Genomic DNA, 17,384 nt, shown 5'->3' with positions numbered 1-17,384 from the left:
TCCCCCCGCCGCCGAAACTCCCCGGCCCGCCCCCGCCGAAGCCCCCGCCGAAACCGCCGAACCCTCCGCCGGACCCGCCTCCGCGCGAGCGGCCGCCGAACAGTTCGCCGAGGATGATCCCGCCGAGCACCGCCCCGCCCATCCCGCTCCCGCCCATGCCGCCGCGCGAGCCGACCGGGCCGTACCCGCCGCCGTACGAGCTGCGGAAGCCGGCCACGTCGTCCTCCGCGAGCCGCCGGGCCTCCACCGCGAGGGCGTCCGCGCGCCGGGCGGCGGCGAGCGCGGCCTGCGCGTCGTGCGCCCGCAACGTCTCCGCCTGCGCCAACTCCCGCTCGGCCGCGGCCAGTCGGGTGCGTGCGGTGCTGCCGACCGCCCCGCGATGCGTCGTCACGTAGTCCGCCGCCGCCCCGATCGCGCTGCGCGCGGTGAGCGCGGCCTGGTCGAGGAGCGTGCGGGCCCGCCGGTCCGCTGTCTCGCGCTCCCGTGCCCCCTTGAGCGCCTCGTCGAGCCCGGCGTCCGCCTCCTCGACCCGGCGCAGCGCGTCGATCGGGTCGAACCGTCCGGAGTCCAGCGCGCCCCGCACCTCGCGTACGACCGATTCGGCGCGGGCGATCCGCCCCTGCAGCTCGGCCGTGGGCGTGCCGGCCGGCGTGCCCTTGAGCAGCCCGCGCGCCTCGGCCAGGTCCGTGTCGGTCTCGGTGAGCGCGCCGGGCAGTTTCCCGCTGGCCTCGGCGATCTCCACGGCGAGCCGGTCCACCGCGTCGACGAGCGTGCCCGCCTGGTCCAACGCGCCCTCGGCGGCCCGCAGACGGACCGCCGCCCGGCTGTTGTCGCCCGCGGTCAGGCACTCCCGGGCGGGCGCGAGCTGGGCGTCGGCGAACAGCAGCCGTTCGCGTGCCTCGTCGACGTGCCCGGCGACGGGCGCGGCCGCCGAGTCCGCGTACCGGCTGGTGAGCGCGGTGAGCGTCGCCGCCGCCGTGTCCGCACGGGCGCTGACCTGCCGGTACGTCTCCTCGGCCCGGTCGAGCGCCTCCGCGGCGTGCGCCTCCAGGTCGCGCAGCCGGTCGAAGGGCGCGGACTCGTCGTCGAGCCGCCGGTCGGCCGCCGTGCAGCGGCTGACGATCTCCTCAAGCATCCGCCGCCGGGTCGTGTCGTTCTCCGGCGTCTCGTCGTCGAGCCGCTGCCGGAGTCGGAACGCGGCGGTCAGCTCGGCCGTCGCGTACTCCACGGCCGCCGCGAACGGCGCGACCGCCTCGTCCCCGAACTGGGCGCGGGCGAAGCCGAGTTCCTCGGTGCTGGTGCGGACCGCGTCGTCGGTGGCGACGAGCGTCCGCTTCGCCTCCGCGTCCAGCTCGTCGAGCGGCGCGACCGGCGGTCCCTGCCGTCCGCCGTGCGGCGTGGTCCGGGTCCTGGCCCGCTGCCTGCGCCGGCTGTACGCGTACGCCGCGAGCGCGCCCGCACCGCCCACCGCGACGATCGGCAGCACCAGGTCACCGGTCACCGAGCCCGTGCCCGGATCGGAGACGCCGGGCGTGATCCGCGGGGTGGGCACGGGCTGCCCGGCGAGCACGGCCCGGTACCCGTCGGCGGCCCCGATCGCGGCGCCCGCCCAGTCGTTCTGCCGCAGCGCGGGCACGATCGCGGTACGGGCCACCTGCCGCAGCTGGCCGTCGGAGAGCGGGGAGTCCTGGTCCACGGAGGTGGCGTACTGCCGGTCCCGGGTGGCGACGGCGAGCAGCACGTCGTCCGCGCCGAAGCCGTTGATCCGGGCGGTCTCGTCGGCCCAGGCGCGGGCGGGCCGGCCGGAGAAGTCGTCGACGTACACGACGAAGAGCTGGACCCCGCGGTCGTCGTAGAGCCGGTCGAGTGCCTTCTCGACCGTGTCGCCGCGGTCCTCGACCGCCCCGACCTCGTCGGTGACCTGGCCCTCGCCGGAGAGCTTCAGCGGGTCGTCGGCGTGTGCGGGCCGCTGCGGCGGCAGGAGCAGCAGCCCGAGCGCGGCGACCACGGCGAACGCCACCCGGCCGACGAGCCCGAGCCGTGCGGGCCCGAGTCGTACGAGCCCGCGCCGTGCGGGCCCGAGGGGCGAGGGCGGCCCGGCTATGCAGGGCTGCGAGCGGGATGGCGTCACATGGGGGATCGTATGTCCCGTTATGCCCGGTCGCGACCGGGCGACGTCCACCCCGCGGACATGCCCCGTACGGGTGTCAGCGCCCCCGCCGCCGGATCGTGTCGCCCAGCCACACCAGCGGGTCGTACTTCCGGTCCACGGCCCGTTCCTTCAGCGGGATCAGGGCGTTGTCGGTGATCCGGATGCCCTCCGGGCACACCTCCGTGCAGCACTTGGTGATGTTGCAGTAGCCGAGGCCGTGCTCGTCCTGGGCCGCGGCCCCCCGGTCCAGGCCCTCGGCGTCGGCGGAGTCCAGCGGGTGCATGTCCAGCTCGGCGACCCGCATCAGGAACCGCGGACCGGCGAACGCCGCCTTGTTCTCCTCGTGGTCGCGCACCACATGGCAGGTGTCCTGGCAGAGGAAGCACTCGATGCACTTGCGGAACTCCTGCGAGCGGTCCACGTCCTCCTGCTTCATCCGGTACTCGCCCGGCCCGAGCCCCGCCGGCGGCACGAACGCCGGGACCTCGCGGGCCTTCGTGTAGTTGAAGCCGACGTCCGTCACCAGGTCCCGTACGACGGGAAAGGCCCGCAGCGGCGTCACCGTGATCACCTCGTCCCGGGTGAACGTCGACATCCGCGTCATGCACATCAGCCGCGGCCGCCCGTTGATCTCCGCCGAGCACGAACCGCACTTGCCCGCCTTGCAGTTCCAGCGCACCGCCAGATCGGGGGCCTGCGTGGCCTGCAGCCGGTGGATGATGTCGAGGACGACCTCGCCGTCGTGCACCTCGACCCGGAAGTCCTTCAGGCCGCCGCCTTCGGCGTCCCCGCGCCAGACCCGGAAACTCGCTTCGTACGCGCTCACTCGTGGAGCTCCTCTTCGGTGAGGTACTTGACCAGCTCCTCCTTCTCGAACAGGGCGAGCAGGTCGGGGCGGACGGGCTCGGTCTCCTCCCGGGCGAGGCGGATCTGGCCGCGCACCGGGTCGGTGGCCGCGAGGGACCCGGTCGGGTCGGCGAGCCGGCAGAGCAGGTTGACGCGCCGCCACCGCGCGTCCATGGCCGGCCAGTCCTCGCGGGTGTGGCCGCCGCGCGACTCGGTGCGCTCCAGGGCGGCGCGCGCGATGCACTCCGAGACGAGCAGCATGTTCCGCAGGTCGAGCGCGAGATGCCAGCCGGGGTTGAACTGCCGGTGCCCCTCGACCCCGGCCCGCCGCGCCCGCTCCCGCAGCCCGGCCAGCTTCTGCAGGGCCTCGGCCATCTCGGCCTCCCGGCGGATGATCCCGACCAGGTCGTTCATGGTCTGCTGCAGCTCCTGGTGCAGGGTGTACGGGTTCTCCGGCGGCGCGTCGTCCGCCTCCCCCTCGGCGCTGAACGGCCGGAGCGCCTCGGCCGCCGCCGCGTCGACCCCGGCCTCGGCGACGGCGGGCCGGCCGTCCGCGCCGAGCCCGGTCGCGTACTGCGCCGCGTGCAGCCCGGCCCGCCGCCCGAACACCAGCAGGTCGGACAGCGAGTTGCCGCCGAGCCGGTTGGAGCCGTGCATACCGCCGGCCACCTCCCCGGCCGCGTACAGTCCGGGCACGCCGCGCGCCGCCGCCGAGTCCGAGTCGACCGCGATGCCGCCCATCACGTAGTGGCAGGTCGGGCCGACCTCCATCGCCTCGGCCGTGATGTCGACGTCGGCGAGCTCCTTGAACTGGTGGTACATGGACGGCAGTCGGCGTCTGATCACGTCGGCGGACATCCGCGTCGACACGTCCAGGAACACCCCGCCGTGCGGCGAGCCCCGGCCGGCCTTCACCTCGGCGTTGATGGCCCGGGCGACCTCGTCCCGGGGGAGGAGTTCGGGCGGGCGGCGGTTGTTCTCCGGGGCGTCGTACCAGCGATCGCCCTCGGCCTCGGACTCGGCGTACTTCTCCTTGAAGACGTCCGGGATGTAGTCGAACATGAACCGCTTGCCCTCGGAGTTCCTGAGCACCCCGCCGTCGCCGCGCACCGACTCGGTGACGAGGATGCCCTTCACCGACGGCGGCCAGACCATGCCCGTCGGGTGGAACTGCACGAACTCCATGTTGAGCAGCGGCGCCCCGGCGAGCAGCGCCAGCGCGTGCCCGTCGCCCGTGTACTCCCACGAGTTGGACGTCACCTTGAAGGACTTGCCGATGCCGCCGGTCGCGATCACCACGGCGGGCGCCTCGATCACGAAGAACCGCCCGGACTCCCGCTCGTAGCAGAACACCCCGCACACCCGGCCGTCGGCGTCCTGCAGGATGCGGGTGACGGTGCACTCCTGGAAGACCTTCAACCCGCTTTCGTAGTCGCCGGTCTCCCGGAAGTCCTGCTGCTGCAGCGCCACGACCTTCTGCTGCAGCGTGCGGATCAGCTCCAGGCCCGTACGGTCGCCGACGTGGGCGAGGCGCGGGTACTCGTGCCCGCCGAAGTTCCGCTGCGAGATCCGGCCGTCCGCGGTGCGGTCGAAGAGCGCGCCCCACGTCTCCAACTCCCAGACCCGGTCGGGTGCTTCGCGCGCGTGCAGCTCCGCCATCCGCCACTGGTTGAGGAACTTGCCGCCGCGCATCGTGTCCCGGAAGTGCACCTGCCAGGTGTCGTGCTCGTTGGCGTTGGCCATGGCCGCCGCGATGCCGCCCTCGGCCATCACCGTGTGCGCCTTGCCGAACAGCGACTTGCAGATCACCGCCGTACGAGCCCCCTGCTCGCGCGCCTCGATCGCGGCCCGCAGCCCGGCGCCGCCCGCGCCGACCACGACCACGTCCCACTGCTGCCGCTCCACTTGAGCCATCAGAAGAACCTCGGATCCTCGAAGACGCCGGACGCGACCAGGTACACGTAGAAGTCGGCGACCGCCACGCTCAGCAACGACGCCCAGGCGAGCTGCATATGACGGGCGTTCAGCTTTCCGACCCACTGCCACATCCGGTACCGCACCGGGTGCTTCGAGAAGTGCTTCAGCTTGCCGCCGACGATGTGCCGGCAGGAGTGGCAGGACAGCGTGTACGCCCAGATCAGCACGATGTTGACCAGGAACACCAGCGTCCCCAGCCCCATGTGCCCCCAGTCGTAGTGCTCGTCCCGGAAGGCGAGCACGGTGTCGTACGTGAGGATCCCGGCGACGGGCACGGCCGCGTAGAAGAAGTACCGGTGGACGTTCTGCAGAATCAGCGGGAAGCGCGTCTCGCCGCTGTACGACTTGTGCGGCTCGGCCACCGCGCAGGCGGGCGGCGAGGCCCAGAAGCCCCGGTAGTACGCCTTGCGGTAGTAGTAGCAGGTCAGCCGGAAGCCGAGCGGGAAGACCAGGATCAGCAGCGCGGGCGAAAGACCCCACCAGCTGCCGAAGATCTCCCAGTTGGGCCCGCCCTTCATCGGTACGCAGTTCTCCGCCAGGCACGGCGAGTAGAACGGCGAGACATAGGGCGCCGCGTAGTAGTCCGCGTTCGCGAAGGCCCGCCAGGTCGAGTAGACGACGAAGGCGAGCAGTCCGGCGGCGGTCAGGGCGGGCGCCAGCCACCAGCGGTCGGTGCGCAGATGCGGGGCGGCGATCGCGGCACGCGAGGCGCCGCGCACACCGCCCGTGGGATCGAGGTCGGGTTCGGTGCCAGTGGCCAACGGGATCTCCAGGGGGAGAGCTTCCGGGTGGTGGCGGGCGGGCGGGGCGGTCGGGTCAGGGCGCGTGCCGGTCGCGCGCGCCGAGCCCCTCGTCGTCGGCGTCCGACCACAGGGAGTCGTCGTACGGCTTGTCGGGGATCCGGATCACCTCGGGGCGGGTGCCGGAGCCCTGGTCGGGGGCGGCCTCGCGGAGCTGGGCGAGGCTGGCCCGCAGATGGTCGGCGTCGGCGCGCACGCGACGCACGTCGAGCGTGGCGCCGAGCTGTTTCTCCAGGCTGTCGACGCTGCGGCCGAGTTCGTCGAGGCAGCGCTGGGCCGCCTTCAGATCTTCTTGAAGAGACATGGTCGCCCTCACTTCCGCGGTGGTGCGGTGGCACGCTCATGCGCCTGCGAGTGTCGCGCGTCACATCTGGGGTTGGGAAGGGTCACGCGCGGATTGAACGGTTCGGTACGCCGACTGGCCGGTCCCTTGCGTCCGGCGCCCGCGAACGACCTCCGGCTGCCCGCACCCGCCGCACGTTCCGCCGTCCACTCCCGACGGTACGCCGCGGGAGGCGGGGCGCCCGGCGGGCCGCGGGGCGGCGTTGAGCCCAATGGGTGGGGTTCGGGCGGCGGGTCGCCGTGTCAGTGGCGCGGGCGCGCACCGGTCACCTTCAGTGGGGGCGATAGGTGTGATCAACTCCTTATACCGCCAAACGTGATCAAACCCGGCCCACACCGGTATCGGGCGGCCGGGCGAGCCCCGGAGGTACCAAGCCATGGCCCGTCTCGATTCGGCCGGCGCCAGAAAGCGCCATGTCCGCAGAGCTGCCGCCCTCCTCACCACGGGAGTCCTCGCCGTGCCCGCCCTGGCCGGCTGCAGCGGGGGCGACGAGTCCGGCGCGCCCGCCGCCGGCCAGGACATCGCGCCCGCCGCACGCGACCTGCTCGTCGACGGCGGCAAGGTCACCTGGGCCGTGGACGGGCTGCCGCAGACCCTCAACTCCTTCCAGGCGGACGCCGATCCGGCCACGAGCCGGGTCGCCGGCGCCGTACTCCCGTCGATGTTCACGCTCGACGCGAAGGGCCGCCCGCAGACCAACCCCGACTTCCTGGAGAAGGCGGAGATCATCGAGCGCGAGCCGAAGCAGGTCGTGCTCTACAAGCTCAACCAGCAGGCGGTCTGGAGCGACGGCCGGGAGATCGGCGCCGCCGACTTCGCCGCCCAGTGGCGCGCCCTCTCCGGCAAGGACAGCGCGTACTGGACGGCCCGCAACGCCGGCTACGACCGCATCGAGAAGGTCGAGCGCGGCGCCAACGACCTGGAGGTGCGGGTCACCTTCGCCAAGCCGTACGCGGACTGGCGCTCGCTGTTCTCGCCGCTGTACCCCAAGGAGGTCATGGGGACGCCGGACACCTTCAACGACGGGGCGCGCGGCAAGCTGAAGGTCTCCGCCGGGCCGTTCACCGTCGCCGGCACCGACCGCAAGGCCGGCGAGATGACGCTGGTCCGCAACCCGCGCTGGTGGGGCGAGCCCGCCAAGCTGCAGAAGCTGGTCTTCCGTGCCGTGCCCCGCACCCAGCGGGCCGCCGCACTCGCCGCCGGGAAGGTCGACCTCGCCGAGATCGGCCCCGCCGACGCCGAGCGGATCTCCCTCGCCGCCCGCGACTCCGGGGCGAAGGGCCCGCTCGCCCACGGCCCCGGCGCCGACCTGACGCCCGCGCAGGCCCTGCGCTCCTGGGCCATCGCCAACGGCGCGAAGGGCGAGGAGGAGGCCGAGGCGGAGATCGAGGCCCGCAAGAAGAACCGCAAGGCGATCGCGCAGTACGCCGAGCAGCAGAGCGGCCTGCGCGCCTTCCGGGTCCGCAAGTCCCTGGAGCCCGCCTACACCCAGCTCGCCCTGAACGGCGCCGAGGGGCCGCTCGCCGACGAGCGGGTGCGCCGCGCCGTGGCCCGCGCCATCGACCGCACCGAGATCGCCGAGACCGTGCTCAAGCCGCTCGGCCTGCCCGCGAAGCCGGTCGGCAGCCACCTGGCGCTCGCCGGGCAGTACGCGTACGCCGACAACAGCAAGGCGCTCGGCAAGCAGGACATCGCCGAGGCCCGCACGCTCCTCGCCGACGCGGGCTGGGAGCGGGGCGGCGCGGTCGCGGAGAAGAGCGCGGGCGCCGAGGCCGAGAAGAAGGCCAAGTCGGAGAAGGACGCCGAGTCGGGCGACGGCGACGGCACGTACATCGTCGGCCAGGACGACAAGCCCGCCGACAAGCCGGACGCCAGCCGCGAGGAGAACAAGGAGCGCAAGCAGGCCACCCAGCAGGCCAAGGGCAACGGCAGCGTCCCCGGCGCGTACGCCCCGAAGGGCACGGCGGCGCCGAAGGAGGAGAGCGAGGGGGAGCGCTCGAAGGACAAGGGCAAGGAGAAGGGCGAGGACAAGGGGGACAAGGGGAAGGGCAAGGGCGAAGGCAAGGAGAAGGGGAAGGGCAAGGGCAAGGGCGGTGCCGAGGGGGCCGCCGGGCCGCTCGCCAAGGACGGCAAGTCCCTGACCCTCCGCTTCGTCCTGCCCTCCGGACCCGGCTCCGAGCAGCTGCGCACCGTCGGCGACAAGATCTCCGCGATGCTGTCGAAGATCGGCGTCCGCACGGAGATCGAGAAGGTCGAGGACGACAGCTACTTCAAGGACCACATCGCGTCCGGCCAGTACGACCTGGCGCTCTACTCCTGGCCCGCCTCCGCCTACCCGGCCACTGACGGCCGGCCGATCTTCGCCAAGCCGGAGCCCGCGGCCGACGGCTCGCTGACCGTCGAGCAGAACTACACCCGCGTCGGCACCGACCACATCGACCAGCTCTTCGAGCAGGCCGCCGCGGAGCTGGACGAGGCGAAGGCGCGGGAGCTGGTGCGGAAGGCCGACGCCCGGATCTGGGCCGCGGCCGGTTCCGTCCCGCTCTACCAGCGGCCGCAGCTGGTCGCGGCCCGGCCGAACCTGGCCAACGCGGGCGCGTTCGGGTTCGAGACGCCGCACTACGAGGACATCGGCTACCTGAAGAAGGGGGCAGGGGCCAACGGGGCCGAGAAGAAGAAGTAACGAGGCCGAGAAGCAGGAATAGGGGAGCGTTCAGCTCAGAAGAGGCTCAAGTGGCTTGCCCGCCGGTCCGTCCGGCGGGCAAGCTGCGTTCCGCACCCGTTGACCCGTGTGTCCTTCCTCACCCCACCCCCGGCCGGGGCCGCTCCCGCGGCACCCGGCCGCGCCGTGTCCGCCAGGTCAACGTAGGATGGGGTAAGGCCGTGGCGTGTCCAGCCCGGCAGGGCTCGCGTACCGGACCGTACGCGCCAGCCGACCACTCTTCCCGGGAGAAGCGCAGCTCGTATGCCCACGCGCCACGACATTCGTAACGTCGCCATCGTCGCCCACGTCGACCACGGCAAGACGACCATCGTCGACGCCATGCTCAAGCAGGCGGGGGCTTTCGCCGCTCACCAGCTCGACTCCGTCGACGACCGGGTCATGGACTCCAACGACCTGGAGCGCGAGAAGGGCATCACCATTCTCGCGAAGAACACCGCGGTCAAGTACCACCCCAAGGACGGTGGCGACCCGATCACGATCAACATCATCGACACCCCCGGCCACGCCGACTTCGGCGGCGAGGTCGAGCGCGGTCTGTCGATGGTGGACGCGGTCGTGCTGCTCGTCGACGCCTCCGAGGGCCCGCTGCCGCAGACCCGCTTCGTGCTGCGCAAGGCCCTGCAGCAGCGCCTGCCCGTCATCCTCTGCATCAACAAGACGGACCGCCCGGACTCCCGGATCGACGAGGTCGTCAACGAGACGTACGACCTGTTCCTCGACCTGGACGCCGACGAGGACCAGATCGAGTTCCCGATCGTCTACGCCTGCGGCCGTGACGGCGTCGCCTCGCTGACCAAGCCGGAGGACGGCACCGTCCCCGCGGACAGCACCAACCTGGAGCCGTTCTTCTCGACGCTCCTGGAGCACGTCCCCGCGCCCGAGTACGACGAGTCCGCCCCGCTGCAGGCGCACGTCACCAACCTCGACGCCGACAACTTCCTCGGCCGTATCGCGCTGCTCCGTGTCGAGCAGGGCGAGCTGCGCAAGGGCCAGACCGTGGCCTGGATGAAGCGCGACGGCTCGGTCTCCAACGTCCGCATCTCCGAGCTGATGATGACCGAGGCGCTCACCCGCAAGCCCGCCGAGGTGGCCGGCCCGGGTGACATCTGCGCCGTCGCCGGTATCCCGGACATCATGATCGGCGAGACGCTGGCCGACCCGGAGAACCCGGTCGCGCTGCCGCTGATCACGGTCGACGAGCCCGCGATCTCCATGACGATCGGCACGAACACCTCGCCGCTCGTCGGCCGCGGCGGCACCGGCAAGGGCGCCGACGCGAAGGCGGCCGTCAAGGACCGCAAGGTGACCGCCCGTCAGGTGAAGGACCGCCTGGACCGCGAGCTGATCGGTAACGTCTCGCTGCGCGTCCTCGACACCGAGCGCCCCGACGCCTGGGAGGTCCAGGGCCGCGGTGAGCTCGCGCTCGCGATCCTCGTCGAGACCATGCGCCGGGAAGGCTTCGAGCTGACCATCGGCAAGCCCCAGGTCGTCACCAAGGAGGTCGACGGCAAGACGTACGAGCCCGTCGAGCGCATGACGATCGACGTGCCCGAGGAGCACATGGGCGCCGTCACCCAGCTCATGGGCGTCCGCAAGGGCCGCATGGACAACATGTCCAACCACGGCTCCGGCTGGGTGCGCATGGAGTTCGTCGTCCCGTCCCGCGGCCTCATCGGCTTCCGTACGGAGTTCCTCACGCAGACCCGCGGCACGGGCATCGCGCACTCCATCCACGAGGGCCACGAGCCGTGGTTCGGCACGCTGACGACCCGTAACAACGGTTCGCTGGTGGCCGACCGGGCCGGTGCCGTCACCGCGTTCGCGATGACCAACCTGCAGGAGCGCGGCGTGCTCTTCACGGAGCCGGGCACCGAGGTGTACGAGGGCATGATCGTCGGTGAGAACTCGCGCTCCGACGACATGGACGTGAACATCACCAAGGAGAAGAAGCTCACCAACATGCGGTCGTCCACGGCCGATGTGACCGAGTCGATCGTGCCGCCGCGCAAGCTGTCCCTGGAGCAGTCCCTGGAGTTCTGCCGCGACGACGAGTGCGTCGAGGTCACCCCGGAGGCCGTGCGCATCCGCAAGGTGAACCTGGACGCCCGCGAGCGTGCCCGCGCCGCCTCGCGCGCCAAGCACAACTGAGAACCGCACGTCTGACCGGTTCCTGCGACTGGCCCGACTCCGCGCCCCAACTGGGCGTAGAGTCGGGCCAGTCGGCGTTTGCGGGGGAGCGGTCCGGCCTCATGTCTACGCGCCTTGAACGCTGCGGCGGGTCAGTCCGTACGCGCAACTGGTTTTGTCTCACGAAGCGTCCGGAATCCGGACGTCGTTGACCGATAGATGTGTAACGAGTCCGTTTCGCGACCATCTATCTCGGATCGGTTTGTCCAGATTTCGGAAGATGTACGCGTCAGGTGTGATCGAACCGAGACCAAAAGGGTGTGGCCGGGTAGGTGCCCATGGCTAATAGTTGAGCGCGAAGAGCTCGGGTCAATGGGTCACGCGCTGTGGGGAGCGCCGACTCACGAGCACACTGGGGCACTCAACTCTCGCCGTCAGGGGTGTCGGTGAGACGTCGCGTGCCCTCTCTTGTAGTGAACAAGTGGACTCATGAGGAGGAACCCATGCGCGGTGCCAAGAGCGCCAAATGGGTCGCGATAGCCGGCGTCGTCGTCTTGGGTGCGACCGCCTGTGGCGGCGGGGGCAACACGGGCAGTGACGACATGAACAAGGGGTCGGCCGACCCCAAGGGCATTCTCACCGCCCAGCTGAGCGAGCCGCAGAACCCGCTGCAGCCCGCCAACGCCAAGGAGAGCCAGGGCTCTCGTGTGCTGCGCACGGTGTTCAGCACGCTCGTCGACTACGAGCCCGGCACCGGCAAGCTCGAGTACATCAACGCCGAGTCCGTGGAGCCCAACAAGGACTCCTCGGTCTGGACCGTGAAGCTCAAGAAGGGCTGGAAGTTCCACGACGGCACCCCGGTCACCGCGCAGTCCTACGTGGACTCGTGGAACTGGTCGGCCAACGTCAAGAACAACCAGACCAACTCCAGCTGGTTCCAGGACATCAAGGGCTACGAGGACGTCCACCCGGAGAAGGGTGACCCCAAGAGCGACAAGATGTCCGGCCTGAAGGTCGTCGACGAGCACACCTTCACCATCACGCTCAGCGGCCCGGTCTCGTACTTCGCGTACAAGCTCGGCTACGACGTCTGGGCCCCGCTGCCGAAGTCCTTCTTCAAGGACCCGAAGGCCGCGGGCGAGAAGCCGATCGGCAACGGCCCCTACAAGTTCGTCTCGTGGGACCACAACAAGCTCATCAAGGTCCGCAAGTACGAGGACTACAAGGGCCCGAACGCCGCGAAGAACGGCGGCATCGACTTCAAGAACTACACGACCGCGGACGCCGCCTACTCGGACCTGCGCTCGGACAACCTGGACTGGATCGAGCAGGTTCCGACCACCGCGCTCACCAGCTACAAGGACGACCTGGGCAAGCGCGCGATCGACGAGGAGTACTCCTCGATCCAGACGATCGTCCCGGCGTTCTACGGCAAGCAGTTCAAGGACATCGACCCGAAGGTCATCCAGGGTCTGTCCATGGCGATCGACCGTGAGCAGATCACCAAGACGGTGCTGCACAACTCCCGTACGCCCGCCGACTCGTTCGTCGCCCGCGGCGTCCTCGGGTACAAGGCCGGCGCCGCCGGGGACATCGTCAAGTTCGACCCGAAGAAGGCCAAGTCCCTCATCAAGCAGGGCGGCGGCGTTCCGGGCAACAAGATCTCCATCCAGTACAACGCCGACCAGGACCACAAGCCCTGGGTCGACGCGGTCTGCAACTCCATCAAGCAGGCCACCGGGGTCGAGTGCGTCGGCGCCTCCAAGCCGACCTTCCAGGCCGACCTCAACGCGCGTGACAAGAAGCAGGTCAAGTCCTTCTACCGGTCCGGCTGGGTGCTCGACTACCCGGTCAACTCGAACTTCATGAGGGACCTGTACGGCACCACCGCCGCCGGTAACACCAGCGGTTACTCCAACAAGGAGTTCGACGAGCTCGCCGCCAAGGCGGACAAGGCTCCGACCCTCGAGGAGACGGTGAAGCTGTACCAGGAGGCCGAGCAGCTCCTCGTCAAGGACATGCCGGGCATCCCGCTGTGGTTCTACAAGGTCAACAGCGGCCAGTCCACCAACGTCTTCGGCAAGATCCCCTACGGCCAGGACGGCGACCCGATCTTCACCGACGTCCAGGTGAAGAAGAAGTAAGTTCCGGGACCGCAGACCCGAGCCGCCGCGCCCTCGACGACAGGGCGCGGCGGCCTCGGGCCGCAGGCGTAGGCCCGTAACTCTCCACCCCCCACGAGCGGTTGATGAAGAGTGCTGGCCATCGCCGGACCCCTCACGGCATGGAGGCATGATGGGGCGCTACGCCGCCAGGCGACTGCTCCAGATGATCCCGATCTTCCTCGGGACGACTCTGTTGATTTTCCTCATGGTCCACATCCTTCCCGGAGACCCCATCCGGGCGATGTGGGGCGACAAGGCGGCCGACCCCGCTCAGGTCGCCGCGCTGCGCCATGAGTTCGGGCTCGATCAGCCCGTATGGAAGCAGTACATCGACTACATGCTGAATCTCTTCCAGGGAGATTTCGGCAAGACCTTCGGTGGCCGGCAGGTCATCGACGTGATGTCGGAGGCGTTCCCCGTGACGCTCCGGCTCACCCTCTTCGCGATCATGATCGAGATCGTCGTCGGCATCAGCCTCGGCGCCTGGGCCGGCCTCAAGGCGGGCAAGTCCGCCGACACCGGCGTGCTGATCTTCACCCTGCTGGTGATCTCCATCCCGGTGTTCGTGCTCGGCTACCTCGCCCGCTTCGTCCTCGCGGACGAGCTCGGCTGGGTCGCCCCGAACGTCCAGGACTCCGAGAACTGGGGCCAGTTGTTCCTGCCGGCCTTCGTCCTCGCGATGCTGTCCATGGCGTACGTGGCCCGCCTGACGCGCACCACCTTCGCGGAGAACCTGCGCGCCGACTACATGCGCACCGCGCTCGCCAAGGGCCTGCCGCGGCGCCGCATCGTGGGCGTGCACCTGCTGCGCAACTCGCTGATCCCGGTGATCACCTTCATCGGCACGGACGTCGGCGGCTTCATCGGCGGCGCCGTCATCACCGAGGGCATCTTCAACGTGCAGGGCGTCGGCAACCTGTTGTTCCGGGCGATCCAGACGAGCGAGGGCACCACGATCGTCGGTGTGGTGACGGTCCTCGTCCTCGTCATTCTCGTGATCAATCTCGTCATCGACCTGCTGTACGCGGTCCTGGACCCGAGGATCCGGTATGCCTGACACCACCTCACAGACCACGCTCACGGCAACCGACAAGACGGCGGCCGAGCCGGCCGCCGTCGCGGGCGGCGAGACCAAGTCCAAGCAGGGCAAGCCCCGTTCCCTCTGGGGCGACGCCTGGTTCGAGCTGCGGCACCGCCCCATGTTCTGGGTGTCGGCGACGCTGCTCGTGCTGCTCCTGGCGATCGCGGCCTTCCCGGGAATGTTCACCAGCGCCGACCCCACCAAGGGCGACCTGACGAACCACTTCCTGAGCAAGCCGGAGCTGACCCACTTCTTCCAGCCCGACTGGTTCGGATACGACGGCCAGGGCCGCTCCATCTACGCCCGCGTCATCCACGGCACCCGCGCCTCGATCCTCGTGGGCGTCGGCGTCACCGCGGTCGTGACTCTCGTCGGCGGACTGTTCGGCCTGCTCGCGGGCTACTTCGGCGGGCTGCTCGACTCGATCATCTCCCGCCTCACGGACATCTTCTTCGGCATCCCGTTCCTGCTCGGCGCGATGGTCGTCCTGAACGCCTTCACCGAGCGCAAGGTGTACGTGGTGATCCTCGCCCTGGCCTTCCTCGGCTGGACGTCGATCGCCCGCGTCACCCGCAGCTCGGTGATCAGCGCCAAGCAGGCGGACTACGTGACGGCCGCCCGCGCCCTCGGCGCGAGCACCACGCGGATGCTGTTCCGGCATGTGCTGCCCAACGCCGTCGCGCCGACCATCGTGGTCGCCACGATCGCCCTCGGCGGTTACATCTCGGCGGAGGCGACGCTCTCCTACCTCGGCCTCGGCCTGTCCGAGCCCGCGATCTCCTGGGGCATCGACATCTCCGAGGCGTCCAAGCAGATCCGCGACAACCCGCACGCGCTGATGTTCCCGGCCGGAATGCTGACGCTGACCGTCTTCGCGTTCATCATGCTCGGCGACGCGGTCCGCGACGCCCTCGACCCGAAGCTGCGCTGAGGAGGGCGTACGTGACCACCATCGACAAGACCATGAGCGTCCCGGGCCCGCGCGACGGGTCCGAGGCCGACGCCCCGCTGCTCGAAGTGCGCGATCTGCACGTCGAGTTCCACACCCGTGACGGTGTGGCCAAGGCGGTCAACGGCGTCAACTACACCGTGGACGCGGGCGAGACGCTCGCCGTCCTCGGCGAGTCCGGCTCCGGCAAGTCCGTGACCGCGCAGGCGATCATGGGCATCCTCGACATGCCGCCCGGGAAGATCCCGCAGGGCGAGATCCGCTTCCGCGGCCAGGACATGCTCACCATGTCCAACGAGGAGCGGCGCAAGATCCGCGGCCAGAAGATCGCCATGATCTTCCAGGACGCGCTCTCCGCCCTCAACCCGGTGCTCTCGGTGGGCTACCAGCTCGGCGAGATGTTCCGCGTGCACCAGGGCCTCGGCAAGAAGGAGGCCAAGGCCAAGGCGATCGAGCTGATGGACCGGGTGCGCATCCCGGCCGCCAAGGAGCGGGTGAACGACTACCCGCACCAGTTCTCCGGCGGTATGCGTCAGCGCATCATGATCGCCATGGCGCTCGCCCTCGAACCGGACCTGATCATCGCGGACGAGCCGACCACCGCGCTCGACGTGACCGTGCAGGCCCAGGTCATGGACCTCCTCGCTGAACTGCAGCAGGAGTACAACATGGGCCTGATCCTCATCACCCACGACCTGGGTGTGGTCGCGGACGTCGCCGACAAGATCGCGGTGATGTACGCGGGCCGGATCGTCGAGACCGCCCCGGTGCACGAGCTCTACAAGCGCCCCGCGCACCCGTACACCCGGGGTCTGCTCGACTCGATCCCGCGCCTGGACCAGAAGGGCCAGGAGCTGTACGCGATCAAGGGTCTGCCGCCCAACCTGACCCGGATTCCCCAGGGTTGCGCCTTCAACCCGCGCTGCCCGAAGGCCGAGGACATCTGCCGTACGGACGTCCCCGTCCTGCACCAGGTGACCGAGCAGGGCGGTGGCGACATCGCGGGCCGCGGCAGCGCCTGCCACTTCTGGAAGGAGACGATCCATGGCTGAGCTGAACAAGGGCGAAGAGCCGGTGGACGCCACACCCAACGTCTCCGCGGTGGAAGCGGCCGACGCGGCCACCGAGGACGCCGCAGTCGAGGCCATCGAGGCCCCGGTCGAGCGCGGCGAGCCGATCCTGCAGGTGCGGAACCTGGTCAAGCACTTCCCGCTGACCCAGGGCATCCTCTTCAAGCGGCAGATCGGCGCGGTCAAGGCCGTCGACGGGATCTCCTTCGACCTGTACCAGGGCGAGACCCTGGGCATCGTGGGCGAGTCCGGCTGCGGCAAGTCGACCGTCGCCAAGCTGCTGATGCTGCTCGAGAAGGCCACCGCGGGCGAGGTGTTCTACAAGGGCCAGGACATCACCAAGCTGTCCGGCCGCGCCCTCAAGGCCGTGCGCCGCAACATCCAGATGGTGTTCCAGGACCCGTACACCTCGCTGAACCCGCGCATGACGGTCGGCGACATCATCGGGGAGCCGTACGACATCCACCCCGAGGTGGCTCCCAAGGGCGACCGGCGCCGCAAGGTGCAGGAGCTCCTGGACGTCGTCGGGCTCAACCCGGAGTACATCAACCGCTATCCGCACCAGTTCTCCGGCGGCCAGCGCCAGCGCATCGGCATCGCCCGCGGCCTCGCGCTCAACCCGGAGATCATCATCTGCGACGAGCCGGTGTCCGCGCTCGACGTGTCGGTGCAGGCGCAGGTCATCAACCTGATGGAGAAGCTGCAGGACGAGTTCAACCTGTCCTACCTCTTCATCGCGCACGACCTGTCCATCGTGCGGCACATCTCCGACCGCGTCGGCGTGATGTACCTGGGCAAGATGGCCGAGATCGGCACGGACGCCCAGATCTACGACCACCCGACGCACCCGTACACGCAGGCGCTGCTCTCCGCGGTGCCGGTGCCGGACCCGGAGGCGCGCGAGGGCCGGGAGCGGATCATCCTCACCGGCGACGTGCCCTCGCCGGCCAACCCGCCCTCCGGCTGCCGGTTCCGCACCCGCTGCTGGAAGGCGCAGGACAAGTGCGCCAACGAGGTGCCGCTGCTCGCGGTGCCCGAGCGGTTCAAGAGCTCGGACACGCCGGCCGCGCACGAGTCGGCCTGCCACTTCGCCGAGGAGAAGGACGTCGTGCACGCCGCCTGACCCCGCGTCACGTCACAGGGAAACCC

At 70.1% G+C, this 17,384-nt stretch carries 12 protein-coding genes; 7 read left to right on the top strand and 5 right to left on the bottom strand.

Annotated elements, in window-relative coordinates:
• The 5 genes from ACIDOF_RS19955 to ACIDOF_RS19935 all read right to left on the bottom strand — a co-directional run.
• The coding region (locus ACIDOF_RS19955) for a TPM domain-containing protein (RefSeq protein ID WP_409007298.1) at positions 1-2,008 on the bottom strand (2,008 nt) is incomplete at its 3' end.
• Positions 2,009-2,207: 199 nt separating this feature from the next.
• Entirely contained in the window at positions 2,208-2,978 is a 771-nt protein-coding gene (locus ACIDOF_RS19950; RefSeq protein WP_409007287.1) for a succinate dehydrogenase/fumarate reductase iron-sulfur subunit, read from the bottom strand.
• Positions 2,975-4,912 carry a fumarate reductase/succinate dehydrogenase flavoprotein subunit gene (locus ACIDOF_RS19945; RefSeq protein WP_409007286.1) on the bottom strand — a complete coding sequence of 646 codons (1,938 nt, stop codon included), beginning with the start codon at positions 4,910-4,912 and terminating at the stop codon, positions 2,975-2,977. The genes ACIDOF_RS19950 and ACIDOF_RS19945 overlap by 4 nt, the downstream gene beginning before the upstream one ends.
• Positions 4,912-5,736: a hypothetical protein gene (locus ACIDOF_RS19940; RefSeq protein ID WP_409007285.1), complete on the bottom strand. Its 825-nt coding sequence runs from the start codon at positions 5,734-5,736 to the stop codon at positions 4,912-4,914. The genes ACIDOF_RS19945 and ACIDOF_RS19940 overlap by 1 nt, the downstream gene beginning before the upstream one ends.
• 55 nt (positions 5,737-5,791) lie before the next feature.
• Positions 5,792-6,079 (bottom strand): hypothetical protein, encoded by a 288-nt coding sequence (locus ACIDOF_RS19935; protein WP_409007284.1) that lies wholly within the window; start codon positions 6,077-6,079, stop codon positions 5,792-5,794.
• A 415-nt stretch (positions 6,080-6,494) separates the two neighbouring features.
• On the opposite strand from ACIDOF_RS19935, the gene ACIDOF_RS19930 reads away from it, so the two are divergent.
• The 7 genes from ACIDOF_RS19930 (at position 6,495) to ACIDOF_RS19900 (ending at position 17,358) form a co-directional block, all read left to right on the top strand.
• Positions 6,495-8,801, top strand: coding sequence for an ABC transporter family substrate-binding protein (locus ACIDOF_RS19930; RefSeq protein WP_409007283.1), 2,307 nt, complete (start codon positions 6,495-6,497; stop codon positions 8,799-8,801).
• Positions 8,802-9,083: 282 nt separating this feature from the next.
• The gene (gene typA, locus ACIDOF_RS19925; RefSeq protein ID WP_409007282.1) at positions 9,084-10,991 is read left to right on the top strand and encodes a translational GTPase TypA; all 1,908 of its coding nucleotides are present in this window, start codon (positions 9,084-9,086) and stop codon (positions 10,989-10,991) included.
• A 482-nt stretch (positions 10,992-11,473) separates the two neighbouring features.
• Positions 11,474-13,114, top strand: coding sequence for an ABC transporter substrate-binding protein (locus tag ACIDOF_RS19920; protein WP_409007281.1), 1,641 nt, complete (start codon positions 11,474-11,476; stop codon positions 13,112-13,114).
• Between the two features lie 151 nt (positions 13,115-13,265).
• Complete coding sequence (locus ACIDOF_RS19915; RefSeq protein ID WP_409007280.1) at positions 13,266-14,192, top strand: ABC transporter permease; 927 nt, start codon at positions 13,266-13,268, stop codon at positions 14,190-14,192.
• A complete protein-coding gene (locus tag ACIDOF_RS19910) occupies positions 14,185-15,147 on the top strand; it encodes an ABC transporter permease (RefSeq protein WP_409007279.1) in 963 nt (320 codons plus the stop codon). Before ACIDOF_RS19915 ends, ACIDOF_RS19910 begins: the two co-directional genes overlap by 8 nt.
• An 11-nt stretch (positions 15,148-15,158) precedes the next feature.
• Complete coding sequence (locus ACIDOF_RS19905; RefSeq protein WP_409007278.1) at positions 15,159-16,217, top strand: ABC transporter ATP-binding protein; 1,059 nt, start codon at positions 15,159-15,161, stop codon at positions 16,215-16,217.
• Positions 16,210-17,358: an ABC transporter ATP-binding protein gene (locus ACIDOF_RS19900; RefSeq protein ID WP_409007277.1), complete on the top strand. Its 1,149-nt coding sequence runs from the start codon at positions 16,210-16,212 to the stop codon at positions 17,356-17,358. The genes ACIDOF_RS19905 and ACIDOF_RS19900 overlap by 8 nt, the downstream gene beginning before the upstream one ends.
• Positions 17,359-17,384: the final 26 nt, after the last annotated feature.

Origin of the sequence: Streptomyces sp. Da 82-17, from assembly GCF_046098215.1 — a bacterium.
Classification (GTDB): Bacteria; Actinomycetota; Actinomycetes; order Streptomycetales; family Streptomycetaceae; genus Streptomyces.
The sequence above is the reverse complement of the archived record's forward strand: the minus strand, read 5'-3'. Positions and strand labels throughout refer to the sequence as shown.